We start from the raw sequence: 19,373 nt of genomic DNA, 5'->3' as shown, positions 1-19,373 counted from the left end.
GTGAGCCATTTTTCGCTTTCGCGCCCCGCCGAACGTTTTTAACGTCCGTTTTGATAAATAATATTCCTAAGAATCTTAATCGGCCTGCCATTCCCGGTGTTGATTAATAAACTTTGCAGGTATGATGAGGCGCTTCTGCGCTCTTGCGCCGCGCTTTTCCAATCAAGCGACGATTTAATTTCCAGCGAAGGACGGTGATATGCAACCTTTGAGCGGCCCGGGCATGCCGGTTGGCGACAACAGAACACAGCCTCAGGGTCAGACCGTTCCTGCTCAACCGGGTGGCGAACTGCCGTTAACCCCGGCGCAGCGAACCACGCTGGAGAAGCTGATCGTCAAGCTGATGGCGCTGACCCCGATAAAATCTGCGGAGATCTGGGCAAACCTGCGCCACGATCTTTCTTTGCCGCACGGCGCAGAAATCACGTCATCGCAATTTCCTCAGGCGCAGACTCTGCTTCAGGGGAAACTGACGCAGGCGCAGGATAGCCACGCCTCGCGCCAGTTGATGTTGCAGCTAACCGAGCTGTTGCCACAGGGCAACAACCGCCAGGCCGTCAGCGACTTTATCCGCCAGAATTTTGGCCATACCGTGCTGAGCCAGCTGACTCACCCGCAGCTGCAACAAGTGCTGGACTTGATCCAGACGCGCCAGATGAATATCCCGCAGCCACAACAAACTCCGGTAACCGATCGCCCTTTGCTGCCTGCCGAACACAACAACCTGCAGCAGCTGGTTACGCGTCTCAGTGCAGCCACTGGCGAAGCACCGGTCAAAGTGTGGCAGGAGTTGTTTACTCTGGTGGGCGTAAAAGTCGGTGATTCTATTCCGGCAAAACACTTCCAGTTACTCAGCCAGTTTATGCAGGTTAAAGCCTCACTCAGCCAGCAGACCACGCCACCGACGCTGACCACTCTGCTGAGCGTGCTCAAACAGCCTGCCAGCACCCAGGAAATCCGTCAGTTGACCGAATATGTGGAAAACCGGTTCAATGCGACTTTGTCTACGCCGTTGACGCCGGTGCAGGTGAATGACCTGATTGGCGTATTGTTCAGCCAGCGCGTGGACCGCACACCACGCAGCGAAGAGGTGGATGACCACTTCTCCACCACGACGCGTACGGATCCGCAGCCGATCATGAATCCGTTTGTCGCGATGCTGCCACCTTCCATGCAGGCGCTCGGCGGAAAACCGCTGCTGTTTATCGCCTTTGTGGTGGTCGTGCTTCTGCTTTGGGCACTGTTTTAAACGCAGGTTCAGGCACAACCGCAGTCATCGGGGGCGAGGCTCAGGGAATAGTTTCCCCGTTCTTCGCCCGTGGCTAATGGATGATTATCGCGGATCCAAAAATCCAGCCCGCCAATCATTTCCTTCACATGAAATCCCAGCTTTGCCAGCTTGTACGCCCCCTGCGTCGAGCCGTTACAGCCAATCCCGTCACAGTACGTCACGTAAACCACCTCTTTGCTCAGCGCCAACGTGCTTTCTGCCGTCATCAGTTTATGCGGAAAACTTACTGCGCCCGGCACATGCCCGCGCACATAATATTCAGCAGAACGGGTATCAATAACCACAATGCGGGTAATGCCGTTCTGCAGGTCCGCCGCCACGTCGGCAGCATCGGTATAAAAGCTCAGTTTCGAGTGCAGATACGCGGCGCTGACCTCCGGTGACGGCGGTGCGAAAGCCAGAACATAAGATGAGTGCGACATAACTTCTCCTGTGAAATTTTCTCTGTTGAAAGCCGTTCCATCATCGCTGTTTTTGGTCTTATTATTGATACCAATTCTTCGCCAATGATGAGACCCATTATGCCCGGTCCGGCTCAGCCCTCTGCGTTAATTACGCTGTTCGAAAATACAGGTGCGCAGGAAGGCGCAGCGACCACCGGCCTGCGTGACCGGCTGTGTGCCGCATTGCGCAAAGCAATTAACACCGGCGCGCTGACTGCCGGGCAAAGGCTGCCATCTTCACGCATGCTGGCTGCTGATTTGAAAGTGTCGCGTATTACCGTGGAAGCGGCATATGCGCAGACTGAAGCCGAGGGCTATTTGCGACGTCATACCGGCAAGGGAACATTTGTCAGCACATCACTTTCCCTCCCCTCAGCACCGCGTAAAGGCACCACGACTGCCCCCAGCCTCTCAAGACTGTCCTTACGCGGGCAAAAAATTGTCGCGACTGGCGGATGTCGTGATCCACAGTTTCCCGTGGCTTTCGCAGCGGGATCACCGGATCTGCGTGCCTTCCCGCTAAAAACGTGGAAACAGCTGACGGCCAGAGAGCTGCGCATTCACGGCGAGCACCTGCTGGGATATGGTGATCCGCAAGGCTATTTACCTTTGCGTGAAGCTATCGCCAGTTATCTGCAACAGTCCCGTGGTGTCGTGTGCTCCGCCGGGCAAATCATGATCACCACCAGCTCGCAGCAGGCGCTGCAACTACTGGCGATGCTGCTTATCGACCCTGCTGATAAGGTCTGGCTGGAACAGCCCGGCTATCTGGGCGCACGCAACGCTTTTGCCAGCGCCGGTGCAGATATTTGCGCTATCCCGGTCGACTGCGAAGGAGTTAACCCGACGCCGGATTTCCCCACACCTCGTCTGATGTATCTGACGCCTTCACATCATTATCCGACCGGCGTCAGCCTGAGTTTACCGCGCCGCCTGCATCTGCTCGATTATGCAAAACGCCACGGCAGCTGGATCATCGAGGACGATTACGATAGCGAACTGCATTATGACGGCAGACCTCTTCCGGCGATGCAGGGGCTGGATAAACATCAGCAGGTAATCTATCTCGGCACCTTTTCGAAAGTCCTGTTTCCGTCACTGCGTCTGGCTTATGCCGTTTTACCCCCCGCATTGGTTGCGCCGATGGTTACGTTGCGCACCGTCAGCGACGGGCACTCTTCTCAGCTGATGCAGGCAGTGACCGCTGAATTCATGCATGCCGGGCATTTCGCCGCTCACCTGCGCTTTTCCCGTCAGCTGTATCACAGCCGTCGCGACCATCTGTTGCACCAGATTAAGCAAAAAATTAGCTGGCTGACCCCGCAGGTTGCCGCGGGTGGTTTGCAGCTCGCGGCTCACTTACCCGCCGGGCAGGAAGCCTATTTAAGCACGCTGGCAGCACAGGCCGGGGTGGAAACGCCGCGCCTGTCGCCGTTATTTTTCACTGAGGCAGGCGCTACCAGTCAGCATCAGGACGGCTGGATGTTAGGATTTTCCGCCCTGACACCAGCGGAAATCACCGCCGCCGTCAACCGGTTGGCGTCTCTTAACGTGCAGGCTACTTCACCACCAGGGGTAACAGAAACCAGCCTGCCAGCCCGCTGAACAGCAGGAACGGGAATGAATAGGCGTGGAATTTGAGCCAGATCTTTTTGTCATTTGCCATGCGCAGAGCAATCAGGTTAGCAAGCGAACCAATCGCCAGCCCGAAGCCACCAGCATTCACGGCGTAGGCCAGCAGCGCGCCCGAAGGCAAATAGTTGATCATCAGGATGGTTGCGGGCACGTTACTGATCACCTGAGAAAGCCCGATGCTGAGCAGGTAATGTCCGTAATCCGGCAGACCGGCAATATGCGCAAAGGCAGGTTGCAATATATCCAGTCCGACAATCAGTCGCACATCGATAAACATCACGATGAAGACCAAAATCAGCGGCCAGTCGATGCGCAGCAGCACCTGCCGTGCCAGCCAGATAAAGCACAGAATGACCGCCAGTAAGCCGTAGATCGCCAGCCCCAGATCCACACAGGCAATAAACGCTACATACAGCAGCACGGAGCTGAACAGCAGACGTTTCTGGAAGGGATAACCTTCGTTACTCTCCAGCTTTTTAAGGCTGTGAGATGGAAAACAGAACCAGGTAACCAGCAGCAATGCGGCCAGCGTAATTATCGCCAGCGGTGCCATCTGAGCAATAAATTGCAGGAACGACAGACCGGATTTATTCCATAACAGAATATTTTGCGGATTACCGATGGGCGTCAGCAGAGATCCGGCATTTACCGCCAGCGCTTCAAAAATGATGAGCCGGGTGACCGGCAGCGACGTCAGTTTTTTCAGCGTAATGGTCAGGGGGATAACGATAAACAACGCCACATCGTTGGTCATAAAGGTAGAAAGCACCGCCGCCGCCATCACCAGAAACAGCGCCAGCCAACGTTCGTTATCGATGGCGTTAATCATCTTACGGCCAACAAAATCGAAATAGCCGCTGACTTCCACACCCTTGGTCAGCATCAGCAAACCTAACAGTGTAACGATGGTGTCCCAGTCAACAAACTGCGGGAACTGGACAATTTTGGCAGGCTGAAAGCAGGTCAGCACAATGCCAAGCAGCACTAAAAGATGCAAAAAACGATCGCGTAAGAAAGGTTTAAGTAATGTGCCCATGACTGTTTTGAACATAAGTTTTCTGCATTAATAAGCCGGTTATCTGATGCGCTGACGTTACCCGAAGAAATTTCCCTCTGCCACTGCAATTACTCACTTCCCGCGATATCACGCAAAAAAAACGAGGCTCATACAGAGCCCCGTCAGCGGATTGCGAGATGTGCCGCAACCCTTTCATTTGCCCTCTCTATCATCTTGCAAACCGCAAAACGGGGAGGCAGACTCGCCGCTAGTTTTTCAGGACCCAGATGTGATACTGCCCGTCCTTAAACTCTGCGCCTTCGAGCTCTTTTTCGAAGCCGGGGAATTTCTCGCCCCACTGCGCAATGCTGCGGATATAGCTGAGCCACGGATCGTTTTTGGCGCCAAAGCTTTCGCCAGGCATGACGATAGGAATGCCCGGTGGATAAGGGATCACGCCCACCGCAGAGACCCGCCCGGCCAGCTTGTCCAGCGTCAGGTGTTCACAGCGTCCGGCCATGTGATCCTGAAACGCGGCGCGCGGCAGCTTGACCGGCATCGGGATTTTGCCAAAGGCCTCGGACTGGAGTTTATCCATCTGGCTGGTTTTCATGTAGGCGAACATTTCGTCGCAGAGATCCTTCAGCCCCATACCGGCATAGCGCGCAGCGTTAGAGGAAGCCAGATCTGGCAGGCACAGCGTCAGCGGGCTGTTGTCATCGTAATGCTGTTTAAATTCCAGCAGCACGTTGATGAGCGTCCCCCACTTACCCTTGGTGACGCCGACCGAGAACAGGCACAGCACCATGAAATCGGTAGTGCGAGAAGGCACGATCCCATGCTGAGAAAGGAACGCGGTGACCATCGCCGCCGGGATGCCATTTTCCAGCATTTTACCGTCATCCCCCATACCCGGTGCCAGAATACCGGCTTTGATGGGGTCGAGCATGCACCAGTCATCGTCGAGCTGGTCGAAACCATGCCAGCTTTCCCCCGGCCTGAGCACCCAGCAGCTCGGGTCGGTGGTGAGTTGTTCTTTGGAGGCATTAATGAACGGAATTTTTTTACCGGTTTTGACATCCACAACATCCGGCGCATTCCACGGCGAAAAGAACCATTCTCCCTGAGCGGAAAACGCCGCATGCACTTTGGCGAGCGCCATGCGGAAATCCACCGCTTCGTTGATGACTTCCTGCGTCAGTGATTCGCCCTGCTTGCCGTCCATCATCGCCGCGCCCACTTCATTGGCGGCAATAATGGCATACAGCGGCGAGGTCGTTGCCTGCAACATGTAGGACTCGTTGAAGCGGGAATGCTCCACGGGTTTTTTACCGTTGCGGATGTGAATGTAAGATGCCTGGGAGAGCGCGGCCAGCAGCTTGTGCGTGGAATGCGTGGCGAAAACGGTCGGGCCTTCAGGATCATGATCCGCCGGATTGCCGCGCATGGCATAACGATCGCGGTAGAACGGGTTAAAACGCGCGTAGGCGTACCAGGCTTCATCAAAGTGAATATTATCAACGCTTTTCGCCAGCAAATCCTGCGCCTGTTTCGCGTTGTAGCACATGCCGTCGTAGGTACAGTTGGTAACCACGGCGTAAATAGGTTTCGGATCGGTGGCGAGTTTTTTCAGCGGATGTTCGTCGATCTTCTGCTGAATGGACTCGGCCATAAACTGTGATTTAGGGATCGGACCGATGATGCCAAAACGGTTGCGCGTTGGAATGAAGAAGACAGGAATGCCGCCTGTCATCACCAGCCCCTGTTCGATCGATTTATGGCAATTACGGTCGCAAAGCGCGAACTGACCGTCGCCGACGACCGCCGTCATGATTGCGCGGTTGGAGCCGGAGGTGCCATTAAGCACCGAATAACTCTGGTGTGAGCCGAAGACCCGTGCGGCATAAGTTTCTGACTCTTTAATGGGTCCGCTGTGATCGAGCAATGAGCCCAGCGCACCACGCTCAATGCCGGTATCGGTACGAAAGAGATTTTCACCGAAGAAATCGAGAAACTCGCGCCCCACCGCCGTTTTGGTGAATGCGACGCCGCCCTGATGTCCGGGTGCAGCCCATGAATATTCCGGTGAATATTTGGTGTAGTTAAACAGTGCCTTGGTGAACGGCGGCAGCAGCTGATCGTAATATTTGTCGATCAGTGCGACAGAGCGTGCGGCGATAAACTCGGCGGTATCTTCATGCATCCACACGAATTCGTTGACCATCTTCATAGTGTCCAGCGTCAACGTGTCGATACAGGAGTGCTCTGCCATCAGCAGCACGGGCACGCCTTTATTTCGACGGCGGATCTCCTTTAGCAGCGCAAATGCCTGACTGTGCGAGGCGTCGTCGTTGCCACCGGAAGTCCAGTCGACAAACACGCAGCAGATGGAAGCATCTGAGGTGATAGTTGCAATGCCGTCTTCGAAGGTGACCGCCGGGATCACTGTCAGGTTAGTGTCTTCCAGCGCTTCGATAAGCTCCCGCACGGCGCGCCCGTTGGCGGTGTTTACATCCGTAATATTGCTGTCAACAACCAGCACTTTACGTTTTTTATGGCGACTTAAATCGATCATAACCTTTCCTTTTCGTCTTGAATTTAAAAATCCGGGAGTTAAAAAACGGTCAGTCCAGTTCAAGCGGTTTACCCAACGGGTACGGGTTTTTATGACGACGGTTATAGTTGAAACTGTACATGGCGGTAATCACCATCAGCGCGATAAATGACCACATCACCTCTTCCGCGCCGGAGCCGACCACAGCCCAGATGCAGTACACAAAGGCAATCAGCACAATGAAACTATACATCCCGGTACGATTGCCCAGGTGCCCATGCCCGACCAGCAGTAATGCGGCGCAGGTATAGAGGTACGGCACTAAGGTGAAAATGACCGAGACCGAAGAGACCAGCGCGAACTGCGCCGTGGCGTCGGGAGATATGGTGGAAATCTGGAAGATGGTCATCAGGATACCGAGCACGATAAGTCCTTTCACCGGCACGCCCTCCTTGTTGACCTTGGCAAATATTGGCGGAAATAATCCGTCATCGGCTGCCGCTTTCGCCGTCTGGCTGGCCAGTAACGTCCAGCCGCCGAGTGATCCCAGACAACCGGCCGCCGCGCAGAAGGTGACTATCGCCCCTGCCGTATCGCCCATCGCCATTCTTGCAGCATCACCGAACGGCGAAGTGGAAAGACGAAGCGCCGCATTGGGGATCATTCCCATGATGGCGGTGGTTGAAAGCACATAACAGATGGCAGCGATCAGCACGCCGCCAATAGTGGCAATCGGCACGTTGCGTTTCGGGTTCTTCACCACCGCAGCAGCGACCGAGGCGCTCTCTACGCCGATAAACGACCACAGCGTTACGCTCAGCGTGCTTTGAATAGCACCGAAGGTGCTTTTCCCACTGACATTCCAGGCCTCCATGTAGGTATCACTTTTGAACCAGAACCAGCCAAAAATGGCAATCGCCAGTATTGGGATCAGCGCAAGCACCGTCGCGACGGCCTGAACGCGGGTGATCATCTTCGCCCCGACAATGTTCAGGATGACGAATAACCACAACACCGCGACGCAGGTGAAGGTCAGTACCAGAGGTTCTTTTAAAATCGGGAAGAAATAACTGAGATAGCCGACGCCGATCACCACCATCGCGATATTACCGACCCAGCAGGCCAGCCAGTAAAGCAGGTTGGTTTGATAGCCGAGATACGGGCCAAACGCTCTTCGTGCGTAGGCATACGAACCACCGGCACTGTCATCAAGAGAGGACATTTTGGCGTACACCATCGACAGCGCCAGCGCGCCAATAATGGTCACCAGCCAGCCGTAGATCGCTACCCCGCCGGTGGAGGCCAGGTTTGCCGGTAAGAGGAAAACTCCCGAGCCCATAATATTCCCGGACACCATCAGCGTGACCGGAATTAACCCTACTTTATGATCGTCTGATTCAATAGCCATAAACTAACCCCTACAAAAAGTAATGCATTAATTTTCAAAGGAAATATTGAATAAATCAAAGACAGACTTAGGACTAATCTGATGCAAAGATAAGACTAGTAGAGTTTTATAGTGGGCGTGATAAATCGCGAGATAACTTAAAAAAATGGTTAATCATCACAAACATAAAAAGTCTGTTTATCAGGTTGATAAATGAAATTGTGAATGTGAGATTCAGCAGAAGGACAGTAAAACCGGCAGCGCGGCGCTTTCGCACCACCGGTCAGGGCGTTGAAATCTTAGTCTGACGTTCGGGCAGTCTGCAAAGCGCGTTCAGAACGAGCCCAGCGGACGATATCAATCAGCATAAAAATGACCAGACTGACGCCCATTACCGGCAAAGAAATTGCCAGCCCCAGCGTTATCAAAAATATCGGGCATTGCAGAGTGAAAGGGGCTGATTTCCAAGTCTTCATCAGCGTTATCACCGGATTCACCCCGTCAGTGTTAACGCTTCTGCGCAACCACCAAAGGCGATATCCCCAGGCAATCATCACGCAAAGACCGATGCCAAACACCGCCAGAATCACCTGATTCCACAAACCAAATAAAATCCCCATGTGGGCGTCGACGCCCCAACGAGTGAGTTTAGCCAGCAGAGGGAAATCAGCAAAATAGACGTGATCGACAATCCGCATTGTTGCCGGATCGACCGACACCGCATCGACCTGCGTCGGCCAGCTGCGATCCACTTCGGTCACCGTCCAGGCTTTATCGGGTATATAGGCCGGGCGAATTTCGATTTTGTTCGCCTCAATCCCCGACGCCCGCGCTGCCGCAACGACCGTATCAAAAGTGTGCGCCATGACCGGCACCGCTTTCGGTTGCTCGTGCATCGCATGCGTGGACATATCCATGCCCGGCATATCAGGCATGTCGGCCATTGCAGCGTGATGTTCTGCGTGTTCGTCCGCAGGCGCCGCCGCCACTTGCGCATCCAGATTGGTGTTCACCGCAGGGGTCAGCCAGCCCATATAGGCGCGCAGCACGCCAATGTTGTCCCCTGCCCACTGTGACCACGTCAGACCGGTGGCGGAGAAGAACAACAGCCCGGCCATCAGCGCCAGTCCGATGGTGCTGTGCCAGCGGCGACTGCGATGCTGTTTTTCGGTTTTCTCGCTGAGCTTACGCGGCATGCGAGTTTTCCGGCGCCCGGTAAGCCACAGGATCACGCCCCCCAGCGCGGCAACCCACAGCCAGGATGCGGCCAGTTCGCTGTAAATCCGCCCCGCGTCGCCCAGCAGCAGGCCACGATGTAAATCATCCAGCCACGTACGAAACGGCAAAATACCGCTGGTGCCGTACACCGTCATATCCCCTTTCACCGCCAGCGTGGCAGGGTCGATAAAGATAGCGCGGCTTTTTGATGCGCCTAATAGCGGATCGGAAAACATTACCCGCGTTGTATCGCCCGTATGAGGTGCGGGGCGAACGGCATAAATCTTAGGATTTGTGCCCGCGGCGTTTACTGCAGCATCAATCTGGCGTGACAACGGCTGCGCCTGGCCTTTCGACGATGTGAACAGGGCATCGGCGTACAGATAATTTTCAAACTGTGGCGTAAGGACGTACAACGTGCCGGTCAGCGCGGCGATAAAAATAAACGGACCGACAAACAGGCCAATATAAAAGTGAATGCGCTTAAGCAGCGCAAGGGATGCGGCTTTGACCGTCATTTTGTGAGAAACAGCAGGCTGGCTCATCAATCAAATTTCCTGAATTTTCCATAGCATATGCATAACGGCTACGCGGGCTAGGCGCCGTTATGACGATAATTTTTTTAAGAGAAAAGTGACTTCAGGAGATGACAGGCGGCGCGCGGGGCTGGGAATCGGTATAGAACTGTGACGGGATATGACGTTGAATGATCGAACGCGCAGGTGCGCGGGCGGAGAAACCCGGCCACCACAGCATCGGCATGGCCTGCAAATCGAGCATCGGCAAATGCACCAGCAACACGCAATAACCGCAGGCGGCATCGCTCATGTCACCGAACATCATCATTTTAGCGATGTCCTGTGGTACCGACTGGCAGGTTGGCTTCTGGCAATGTGCCGCAGAGGCGTCGTGGTCTGACATATCCATGTCAGCCATTTCACCCTCAGGCATGTCCATATCGGACATTACCATGCCGGACATCATCACATGCTGCGCACCCTCCGCCACCAGTGATTTTGAAACCACCGGTGCAATAAACAACATCAGTATCGCCAGGATCCCAAGCCATGCCGGGAAGCGCAGATGCCGATGATTGATTTGTCGCAGTGAGAGCATCATGTCAACAAAATGAGAGGAAAAAGTGGCTAAATTGTACCTGAATCGTTGAAATATGACAGAAACTACAAATCACAAATATAAAAAAACCCGCTAAAAAGCGGGTTTTTTTATCACACTGAGCGACGCGAATTATTTGTCGTTTTTCAGTTTACGCATGACCAGCGTGGCGTTAGTACCGCCGAAGCCGAAGCTGTTGGACATTACTGTCGTCAGCTCGCGCTGTGTCGGTTTGGTGATGATATCCATCCCTTCTGCTTGCGCATCGAGTTCTTCGATGTTGATGCTTGGTGCGATAAAACCGTTTTCAACCATCAGCAGGGTGTAAATCGCTTCCTGAACGCCTGCGGCACCCAGAGAGTGGCCGGTCATGGCTTTAGTAGAAGACAGGGCTGGCGTTTTGTCGCCAAACACTTCACGGATAGCACCCAGCTCTTTAACGTCACCGACCGGAGTAGAAGTCCCGTGCACGTTAACGTAGTCGATTGGGGTATCAACGCCATTCATTGCCATTCTCATGCAACGCACTGCGCCTTCACCCGATGGAGCCACCATGTCAGCGCCGTCAGACGTTGCGCCGTAGCCAACGATTTCAGCGTAGATGCGCGCGCCACGTGCCAGAGCGTGTTCCAGCTCTTCAACAACCACAATACCGCCACCACCAGCGATGACGAAGCCGTCACGTTCCTGATCGTAAGTACGGGACGCTTTTTCTGGGGTTTCGTTGTACTTGGTAGACAACGCGCCCATAGCATCGAATTCGCAAGCCATTTCCCAGCACAGTTCTTCGCCGCCGCCGGCAAAGACCACGTCCTGTTTGCCCAGCTGGATCATTTCTACCGCGTTGCCGATGCAGTGTGCTGAAGTAGCGCAGGCAGAACTGATGGAATAGTTAACACCGCGAATTTTGAACGGCGTTGCCAGACAGGCAGAAACACCTGAAGCCATCGCTTTGGTCACCATGAATGGACCCACGCCGCGCAAACCTTTTTCACGCATACCGTCGGATCCCGCAACCTGGTTGCGCGGAGAGCCGCCACCGGAACCGGCAATCAGACCGGTACGGTCGTTGGATACCATTTCTGGCGTCAAACCGGAATCTTCAATAGCCTGCTGCATAGAGAGATAAGCGTAGATAGAAGCATCGCTCATGAAACGCACAACCCTGCGGTCGATAAGCCCTTCGGTGTCTAATTTCACATCACCCCAGACGTGACTACGCATGCCGGAATCTTTCAGCTCTTGCGAGAAGGTGATCCCTGAGCGACCCTCTTGCAGAGATGCAAGAACTTCCTGCTTGTTGTTACCGATGCTCGAGATGATACCCAGGCCAGTAATCACTGCACGTTTCATTTAATACCTCTTGTACTATTAATAACTATTCGGGATTTCGTCACGCACTCTAGCGTACAGTTGTACGCCGAACAAGTCCGATCAGCAATTCGTTGTGTAAATCGTGGTAAATTTGCGCAGGGTCAAACGCAGGCGTAAACTCCGGCATCGCCTTGAACTGAGAGAGTTTCACGTGAGCCATAACCCGATCACACCCGCTGAATTAAGCTGGAACGAACAGGGTACACCTGTTTCCCGACATTTTGATGACGTCTACTTTTCCAACCAGGACGGCTTACTGGAAACGCGTCATGTCTTCCTGAATGGCAACCATTTCCCGGCCCGTTTTGCCGACCACCCTCGCCCGCTTTGCATCATTGCGGAAACCGGTTTTGGTACCGGACTGAATTTCCTGACGTTGTGGCAGACCTTCGAGAGGTTCCACAATGAGAACCCCGACGCCATCCTGCAACGGCTGCATTTCATCAGCTATGAAAAATTTCCGCTGTCTGCGCAAGATCTCGCCGCTGCCCATGCGCAGTGGCCGGAGCTGGCCTCCTGGTCCGCCGAGCTTTGCGAGCAATGGCCGATGCCCTTTGCCGGTTGCCATCGCCTGCTTTTAGCTGACGGGCGCATTATGCTCGACCTGTGGTTTGGCGACGTGACTACCCTGCTTCCGGCATGTGACACCAGTATGAATCAGCAGGTGGATGCCTGGTTCCTCGACGGTTTTGCGCCGTCGAAAAATCCGGACATGTGGACACCCGATCTTTTCAATGCCATGGCGAAAATGACCCGCCCGCAAGGCACCTTTGCGACCTTCACCGTGGCCGGCGTCGTCCGTCGCGGCTTGCAGGATGCCGGTTTTGAGATCGAAAAAGTGCCTGGCTTCGGTGAAAAGCGCCATATGTTATCCGGCGTTTTACCTTCAAAAATTGATGTTCCTCATCCTGCCCCCTGGTATTTTCGCCCGGCGGCACAAAATGCAACAGAGTTTGCAATTTTAGGCGGCGGCGTGGCAAGTGCGGTATTGGCGCTGGCGCTATTGCGCCGTGGCTATGCGGTGACGCTGTACTGTGCCGATGAAAAACCGGCGCTCGGCGCGTCGGGCAACCGTCAGGGCGCGGTGTATCCGCTGCTCAACGGACGCGGTGATACGCTGGAGCGTTTTTTCGCTCATGCCTTCACCTTCGCCCGCCGCCAGTATGCGCAACTGGAAAAACAAGGTGTGCCTTTTGATCATCAGTGGTCTGGCGTGACACAGTTGGGTTACGACGAAAAGAGTCAGGGGAAGATCGACGGGATCGTGAACGGCGGCTGGCCTGAAGGTCTGGCGGCGGCGCTGACAGAAGAACAAGCGGAAGCCTTGTGCGGCGTGCCCTGTGGCAGCGGCGGCGTCACGTATCCGCTCGGGGCATGGCTGTGTCCGGCAGAGCTGACGGCGTCGCTGATTACCCTTGCGCAAACGCAGGGCTTAACCGTGCATTACCGCCAGCGGGTGACGAACTTACGTCAGGTTACCGGTTCACAATGGACGCTGACCTTCGCCGACGGCCACGAGGCCGTTCATCAGGCCATCGTGCTGGCAAACGGCGCGGACATCACGGATTTCGCCCAAAGCGAGAAGCTGCCGGTTTATGCGGTCAGCGGTCAGGTTTCGCATATTCCGACCACGCCTGAACTGAGCAAACTCAAACAAGTGTTGTGCTATGACGGCTATCTGACCCCGGTGAGTCCGCTCAATCAGCATCACTGCATCGGCGCCAGCTACCATCGTGCGGATAAATGTACCGATTACCGTGACGACGATCAGCAGCAAAACCGTCAGCGCCTGATCGATTGCCTGCCCAAGCAACAGTGGCCGCAAGACGTTGACGTCAGCGGTGGCGAAGCGCGTAACGGCGTGCGCTGCGCGACCCGCGATCACCTGCCGATGATCGGTTCAGTTTCTGATTACGATGCACTGCTGAAAAGCTACAAGGCATTGGATCTCGACGTGAAACGTCATCGGCCAGTCGCGCCTGCGCCAGTGCATGAGAATCTGTTTCTGTTTGGCGCCCTCGGCTCGCGCGGCCTGAGCTCCGCTCCGCTGGGTGCGGAAATTCTGGCCGCGCAGATTGCCGGTGAGCCGTTACCGCTGGACAGCGAAACGCTGGCGGCACTGAACCCGAACCGTATGTGGGTGAGAAAATTACTGAAAGGCCGCCCGGTCGAATCGCATTGATTCAGAATCGTCAGGCAATAAAAAAGCGCAGCCGGATAAACCGTAACTGCGCTTTTTTTTACTGAAGAGATTACTGAGGAAGGGATGCCTGATAGAGATTTTCCCACATGCCCTGCACCAGCGCCTGATCGCGTGGGGATAATTCACCTGCGTGGATAGCTTTATCCAGACCTTCCTGAACGAGAATTTTCAACGCTTCAGGGGTGTGCTCACCGTTCTCTTCCGCTTCTGCGACAGCAACAGTCAGATGACCACGCAGATAGCCGCTGGCAAACAGTTCGTCGTCGCTGGCGCTTTCGACCATGTCGTCAATCAGCGTTAAAATCCGCGTTTCAAATTCTGCGATCATTACTCTTCCTCTCGTATCCGGAACTCAGTTTTTTATTACAGCGGCTGCAACGCAGGGAAGTCTGCAGGCGTCAAAGGGGCGGTATTGTAAAACGATTGTAACGCTTTAATAAAGCGCAAAGGTCTTGGGGGAATACCCTGCTCCAGCATGCGCAGCACTTCTTCGCGCACTTTGTTCTGGAATCCGACACGGTCTGGCTCACAATCGCCGCTCAGGTTGTCACAGCTGACGTTGAAAGCAAATCCCGCCGCCGCACAGAACAGCCACTCATAAGACTGCGGTTTGATTTCCACTTTCTCGAACTCGCTTTGCGTCTGGGCATCGCGACCGTCCGGACAATACCAGTAACCGAAATCCACCTGTTTATGCCGTTCGGCACCGGCGACGCACCAGTGGGAGATTTCATGCATTCCGCTGGCGTAATAACCGTGGGCAAACACGATACGGTTAAACGGCACAACTTCGTCCGCCGGCAGGTAGATCGGCTCGTCGTCGCCTTTGATCAGGCGCACGTTGAATTCCTCAAAGAAACAGGAATCAAAAATGTCGATCAATTGATGGTAGTTATGTGTTGCGGTCGAATCAGACATATTTGCTGTGAAACTCTGTAAGTAAGATCAGGGGCGACAATATAACCCTGTTTAATCGCGCGTTTTTATGACCTCGGGCAAGCCGGGGAACGATATCCGGCTTGCCTGAAAGATTATAAATGCAGGCTCAGCCAGTGGTGAATATCTGCTCCGTGATTGTCATAAATCAGCTTGCAGCTCATCACCACAGACACGACCACCACCATCGGGCGGATCATCCTCTGGCCTTTACTCAGCACCATCCGCGCTCCGAGTCTCGCTCCGATAAACTGCCCGGTCATCATCACGAAACCCAATCCCCACACCACTTTTCCGCCGAGGATAAAGAACAGCAGGCCGCCGAAGTTGGAGGTAAAGTTCAGGACTTTAGCGTGTGCCGTGGCTTTTGCGAGGTTAAACCCGCATAAGGTCACAAAGCCTAAAGCATAGAAGGAACCTGCGCCGGGGCCAAAAAAGCCGTCATAAAATCCGACGCAACCTCCGCCGACCAGCGCATACGGCAAGGCTGACAGGCGACGCTGACGATCGCTTTCGCCAAGTTTTGGCGTCAGCAGGAAATACAGCCCGATGCAGATGATCAACAGCGGCAAGACCTGTCGCAGCATATCCGCCTGCAACCGCTGAATTAAAATCGCGCCCAGCACCGCCCCCACAAAAGTACAGGCGATATTGAGCTTCTGATCGTTAAGATTGACCACGCCCCGCCGCACAAAGTACAGGCTGGCGGAGAACGAACCGCCCACAGCCGATAGCTTATTGGTGGCGATCGCCTGTGCCGGAGAAACCCCGGCGGCCAGCAGCGCTGGCAGGCTGATAAGGCCACCGCCGCCTGCGATTGAATCAATAAATCCCGCCACGACAGCCACTAAAAACAGAACGCCTACTACCCAAGGGGCAACAATCAACCAGTCCATTTTCTATCAGTCCCGCTTTACGTGGCGAAGAATTATTGAAGTATTCATGCGTGATTAAAGAACGTGCTTGTCCAGCAGCGCCTGACAGGTCGGCGGCAACGGAGGTGGCTCGCTTTTGACTGACCCGCTACCCGGTTTCGGCGGCAGGAACCAGCTTTGCAGCTCAGCACCACAGCCATCGCCCGGCGGAGGCGGCGCCTGATTTTCACATTCCAGACTCCCGACCGGACAGCTCAGACGAACATGCATGTGGGCACGATGACCAAACCATGGACGCACTTTATGCAGCCATTCGCGGTCGGTTCCTGCGTCCAGACAAAGTTGTTGCTTGATAGCCGGATTAACGAAAATCCTCACCACTTCTTTATCCTGCGCGGCCATTTTGATCAGCGTTTCAATGCGCGGCTGCCACTGGCCCGGCACGACGTTTTTACCATTAGCACTGACCAGATCAATAGGCTGCGGTTTGAGCAGCATTTGCTCGCTCCAGCGCTGACGCGGCAGTTGCAGCCAGATATCCACGTCCAGCCCGGACTGATGGCTGGCGTGACCACTGCTAAAGCGCCCGCCGGCAGGCATCGCCATATCACCGACCAGCATGGTACCCAGCCCTTTTTCACGCGCCTGCGTACCAAGACGGGTAATAAAGGCCAGCAAATCCGGCTGACCGAAATAACGGCGCTGATCGGTACGCATCACCTGATAATCCGGTGAATTGAGCGGCAGCGGCTGTGCGCCAATCTGACAGCCGTTGGCATAGCCACCCACGGCTTGTGGGGTACCGGAAATCGGTTGAGTAATTTTCTGCCACGGCGTCGCCGCCATAGCGGGTGCGCAGAGCGCAAGCGCCAGAAGACTGGCGCAGGCCGCTTTCAATGCAGGGATTTCGCGTAAGGATTTCATCAAAGGCTTACCAGCGTGGCACGGTAGAATGGACGTCGCCGTTCTGAGCGCGCTGTCGCAGTAAATGATCCATCAGCACAATTGCCATCATCGCTTCGGCAATCGGCACCGCACGGATACCGACGCAAGGATCGTGACGGCCTTTGGTGATCATCTCTACCTGTTCGCCTTCACGGTTGATGGTGCGCCCCGGTACGGTGATGCTGGAAGTCGGCTTCAGCGCCAGATGCGCGATCACCGGCTGGCCGCTGCTGATCCCCCCGAGGATCCCGCCTGCGTGGTTACTATCAAAACCGTTTGGTGTGATTTCGTCACGATTCTCGCTGCCGCGTTTGGCGACAACCGCAAAACCGTCACCGATTTCCACGCCTTTCACCGCATTGATGCTCATCAGCGCATGCGCCAGATCGGCATCCAGACGGTCAAAGACGGGTTCACCAAGGCCGACCGGTACGTGATCCGCCACGACGGTGATTTTGGCACCAATCGAATCGCCTTCTTTTTTCAGCGCTCGCATCAGTTCATCCAGCGCTTCCAGCTTACTTTCATCCGGGCAGAAGAACGGGTTGGTTTCGACCAGGTCCCAGTCTTTAAGCTCGCAGGTGATATCGCCCATCTGGGACATATAACCGCGTACTTTAACGCCGAATTTTTCCAGCAGATATTTTTTGGCCACGGCGCCTGCGGCTACACGCATCGCTGTTTCGCGGGCTGACGAACGGCCACCGCCGCGATAATCACGCACGCCGTATTTCTGTTCGTAAGTGTAATCCGCGTGCCCCGGACGGAACACGTCTTTGATAGCACTGTAATCCTGCGAGCGCTGATCGGTATTCTGGATGATCAGACCAATGCTGGTGCCGGTGGTCACGCCTTCGAACACGCCAGACAAGATCTTCACTTCGTCGGCTTCACGGCGCTGCGTGGTGTAGCGCGAGGTCCCCGGACGGCGACGGTCGAGATCGTGTTGCAGGTCTGCTTCGGTCAGCGCAATACCCGGCGGCACGCCGTCAATAATACAGCCCAGTGCCACACCGTGGGATTCGCCAAACGTGGTGACGCGGAAAAACTGCCCAATACTGTTCCCTGCCATCACGGCTCCTTAACCATTATGTTGATGTTTTATTCTGGAATGGCCGGTGATATATCGGCCATGAAATAGTTATACCCTTAAGAATTCGCGCTCCAGGAAGGCGGCAAATTCATGAATCCCCGGCAGCATGGCCGTACCATGTGACCGGGGTGAATGAACGCAGCCAACGCATTTGCAGCGTGAAGTATGACGGGTATTTTAGTCGCGGTAGCCGGTGAAGTACTCGGCACATTCCACAAGCTGCTGTTTGGTCAACATAAAGACACCGTCACCGCCGTTTTCAAACTCCAGCCAGGTGAACGGGATCTCAGGATATTGTTCCATCAGATGTACCATGCTGTTGCCCACTTCACAAATCAGCACGCCGTCGTCGGTCAGATAATCCGGCGCACAGGCCAGAATGCGGCGGGTCAGTTTCAGACCGTCTGTGCCGGAAGCCAGACCAAGCACCGGTTCGTGGCGATATTCCTGCGGCAAATCAGACATGTCTTCTTCATCCACATACGGCGGATTGGTGACGATCAGGTCGTATTGCAGCGGCGGCAGTTCGCGGAACAAGTCGGAGCGGATTGGCGTAACCCAGTTCTCGATCCCGTGCGTGTCGATATTGCGCTCAGCCACGGCCAGCGCATCCGCAGAGATGTCGACAGCGTCGACTTCGGTTTCAGGGAACGCGTAGGCACAGGCAATCGCAATACAGCCGCTGCCGGTACACATGTCGAGAATATGCTCAGGCTGATTGTGCAGAATGCCGGAGAAACGGTTGGTGATCAGTTCACCGATCGGTGAACGCGGCACCAGCACACGTTCATCGACGTAAAACTCCATGTCGCAGAACCAGGCTTTATTGGTCAGATAAGCCACCGGCACGCGCTCGTTGACGCGGCGGATCACGCGCTCAACGATGCGGTGACGCTCGCTGGAGGTCAGGCGCGCCGTGTGCATATCTTCGGGAATATCCAGCGGCAAAAACACGCTTGGTAACACCAGCTGCACTGCTTCGTCCCACGGGTTATCGGTGCCGTGACCGTAATAGACATTGGCCGCGTTCAGGCGGCTGACGGTCCAGCGCAGCATATCCTGAATGGTATGCAGTTCACTGACAGCTTCGTCGACGAAAATTTTGTCCAATTTTATTCTCCAGGCAGTGCACGGGTTTTTAACAGACGTTTAACCCATAATTTGCCGCATAGTTTGCCACGAAGCCCGTCACAAATCAGCAGCTAGTCAACGCACTTGCGCGATGTCTCGAAGAATTTAACCCTGAGTTTTCTTTAAACCACAGGGTCCCCGCAGGTACACTGTCCGCATTGTGCGAAAAAGACGA

General features: G+C 54.8%; 16 protein-coding genes. 3 read left to right on the top strand and 13 right to left on the bottom strand.

The genetic code is table 11. The features are described 5' to 3' along the window. Positions 1 to 199: 199 nt before the first annotated feature. On the top strand, positions 200 to 1,249 hold the full coding sequence (gene flk / locus TU92_RS10275) for a flagella biosynthesis regulator Flk (protein ID WP_112166843.1): 1,050 nt from the start codon (positions 200 to 202) through the stop codon (positions 1,247 to 1,249). An 8-nt stretch (positions 1,250 to 1,257) separates the two neighbouring features. Here flk and TU92_RS10270 read toward each other — a convergent pair whose 3' ends face one another. Then, a complete protein-coding gene (locus TU92_RS10270) occupies positions 1,258 to 1,713 on the bottom strand; it encodes a rhodanese-like domain-containing protein (RefSeq protein WP_112166841.1) in 456 nt (151 codons plus the stop codon). Between the two features lie 99 nt (positions 1,714 to 1,812). On the opposite strand from TU92_RS10270, the gene pdxR reads away from it, so the two are divergent. Next, on the top strand, positions 1,813 to 3,339 hold the full coding sequence (pdxR, locus tag TU92_RS10265) for a MocR-like pyridoxine biosynthesis transcription factor PdxR (RefSeq protein WP_244207703.1): 1,527 nt from the start codon (positions 1,813 to 1,815) through the stop codon (positions 3,337 to 3,339). On the opposite strand, the gene TU92_RS10260 is transcribed toward pdxR, so the two are convergent. From TU92_RS10260 to fabB, 6 genes are all read right to left on the bottom strand, one after another. Continuing rightward, a complete protein-coding gene (locus tag TU92_RS10260; protein ID WP_112166837.1) occupies positions 3,293 to 4,420 on the bottom strand; it encodes an SLC13 family permease in 1,128 nt (375 codons plus the stop codon). The genes pdxR and TU92_RS10260 overlap by 47 nt on opposite strands. A gap of 214 nt (positions 4,421 to 4,634) precedes the next feature. Continuing rightward, positions 4,635 to 6,941, bottom strand: coding sequence for an Orn/Lys/Arg family decarboxylase (locus tag TU92_RS10255; protein ID WP_112166835.1), 2,307 nt, complete (start codon positions 6,939 to 6,941; stop codon positions 4,635 to 4,637). Between the two features lie 49 nt (positions 6,942 to 6,990). Beyond that, the gene (adiC, locus tag TU92_RS10250) at positions 6,991 to 8,328 is read right to left on the bottom strand and encodes an arginine/agmatine antiporter (RefSeq protein WP_112166834.1); all 1,338 of its coding nucleotides are present in this window, start codon (positions 8,326 to 8,328) and stop codon (positions 6,991 to 6,993) included. Between the two features lie 278 nt (positions 8,329 to 8,606). After that, a complete protein-coding gene (locus TU92_RS10245) occupies positions 8,607 to 10,070 on the bottom strand; it encodes a PepSY-associated TM helix domain-containing protein (RefSeq protein WP_112166832.1) in 1,464 nt (487 codons plus the stop codon). A 94-nt stretch (positions 10,071 to 10,164) separates the two neighbouring features. Next, complete coding sequence (locus tag TU92_RS10240; protein WP_248291965.1) at positions 10,165 to 10,569, bottom strand: DUF2946 domain-containing protein; 405 nt, start codon at positions 10,567 to 10,569, stop codon at positions 10,165 to 10,167. Between the two features lie 204 nt (positions 10,570 to 10,773). Next, complete coding sequence (gene fabB, locus TU92_RS10235) at positions 10,774 to 11,994, bottom strand: beta-ketoacyl-ACP synthase I (RefSeq protein WP_112166830.1); 1,221 nt, start codon at positions 11,992 to 11,994, stop codon at positions 10,774 to 10,776. A 172-nt stretch (positions 11,995 to 12,166) separates the two neighbouring features. Here fabB and mnmC point away from each other — a divergent pair, with 172 nt between their 5' ends. Next, a complete protein-coding gene (gene mnmC, locus TU92_RS10230) occupies positions 12,167 to 14,197 on the top strand; it encodes a bifunctional tRNA (5-methylaminomethyl-2-thiouridine)(34)-methyltransferase MnmC2/FAD-dependent 5-carboxymethylaminomethyl-2-thiouridine(34) oxidoreductase MnmC1 (protein ID WP_112166828.1) in 2,031 nt (676 codons plus the stop codon). Between the two features lie 70 nt (positions 14,198 to 14,267). On the opposite strand, the gene TU92_RS10225 is transcribed toward mnmC, so the two are convergent. The 6 genes from TU92_RS10225 to prmB all read right to left on the bottom strand — a co-directional run bounded on the left by TU92_RS10225 (position 14,268) and on the right by prmB (position 19,177). After that, the gene (locus tag TU92_RS10225; RefSeq protein ID WP_112166826.1) at positions 14,268 to 14,546 is read right to left on the bottom strand and encodes a YfcL family protein; all 279 of its coding nucleotides are present in this window, start codon (positions 14,544 to 14,546) and stop codon (positions 14,268 to 14,270) included. 35 nt (positions 14,547 to 14,581) lie between these two features. Further along, a complete protein-coding gene (locus tag TU92_RS10220) occupies positions 14,582 to 15,136 on the bottom strand; it encodes an elongation factor P hydroxylase (protein ID WP_112166824.1) in 555 nt (184 codons plus the stop codon). 113 nt (positions 15,137 to 15,249) lie between these two features. Beyond that, positions 15,250 to 16,050, bottom strand: coding sequence for a sulfite exporter TauE/SafE family protein (locus tag TU92_RS10215; RefSeq protein WP_112166822.1), 801 nt, complete (start codon positions 16,048 to 16,050; stop codon positions 15,250 to 15,252). A 54-nt stretch (positions 16,051 to 16,104) separates the two neighbouring features. After that, entirely contained in the window at positions 16,105 to 16,875 is a 771-nt protein-coding gene (mepA, locus tag TU92_RS10210) for a penicillin-insensitive murein endopeptidase (protein WP_112167383.1), read from the bottom strand. A gap of 85 nt (positions 16,876 to 16,960) precedes the next feature. Beyond that, positions 16,961 to 18,046: a chorismate synthase gene (gene aroC, locus TU92_RS10205; RefSeq protein WP_112166820.1), complete on the bottom strand. Its 1,086-nt coding sequence runs from the start codon at positions 18,044 to 18,046 to the stop codon at positions 16,961 to 16,963. Between the two features lie 198 nt (positions 18,047 to 18,244). Further along, positions 18,245 to 19,177, bottom strand: coding sequence for a 50S ribosomal protein L3 N(5)-glutamine methyltransferase (gene prmB / locus TU92_RS10200; protein WP_112166818.1), 933 nt, complete (start codon positions 19,175 to 19,177; stop codon positions 18,245 to 18,247). Positions 19,178 to 19,373: the final 196 nt, after the last annotated feature.

The organism is Rahnella inusitata, from assembly GCF_003263515.1.
Classification (GTDB): domain Bacteria; phylum Pseudomonadota; class Gammaproteobacteria; order Enterobacterales; family Enterobacteriaceae; genus Rahnella; species Rahnella inusitata.
This window is presented reverse-complemented; position numbering and strand designations above follow the sequence as displayed.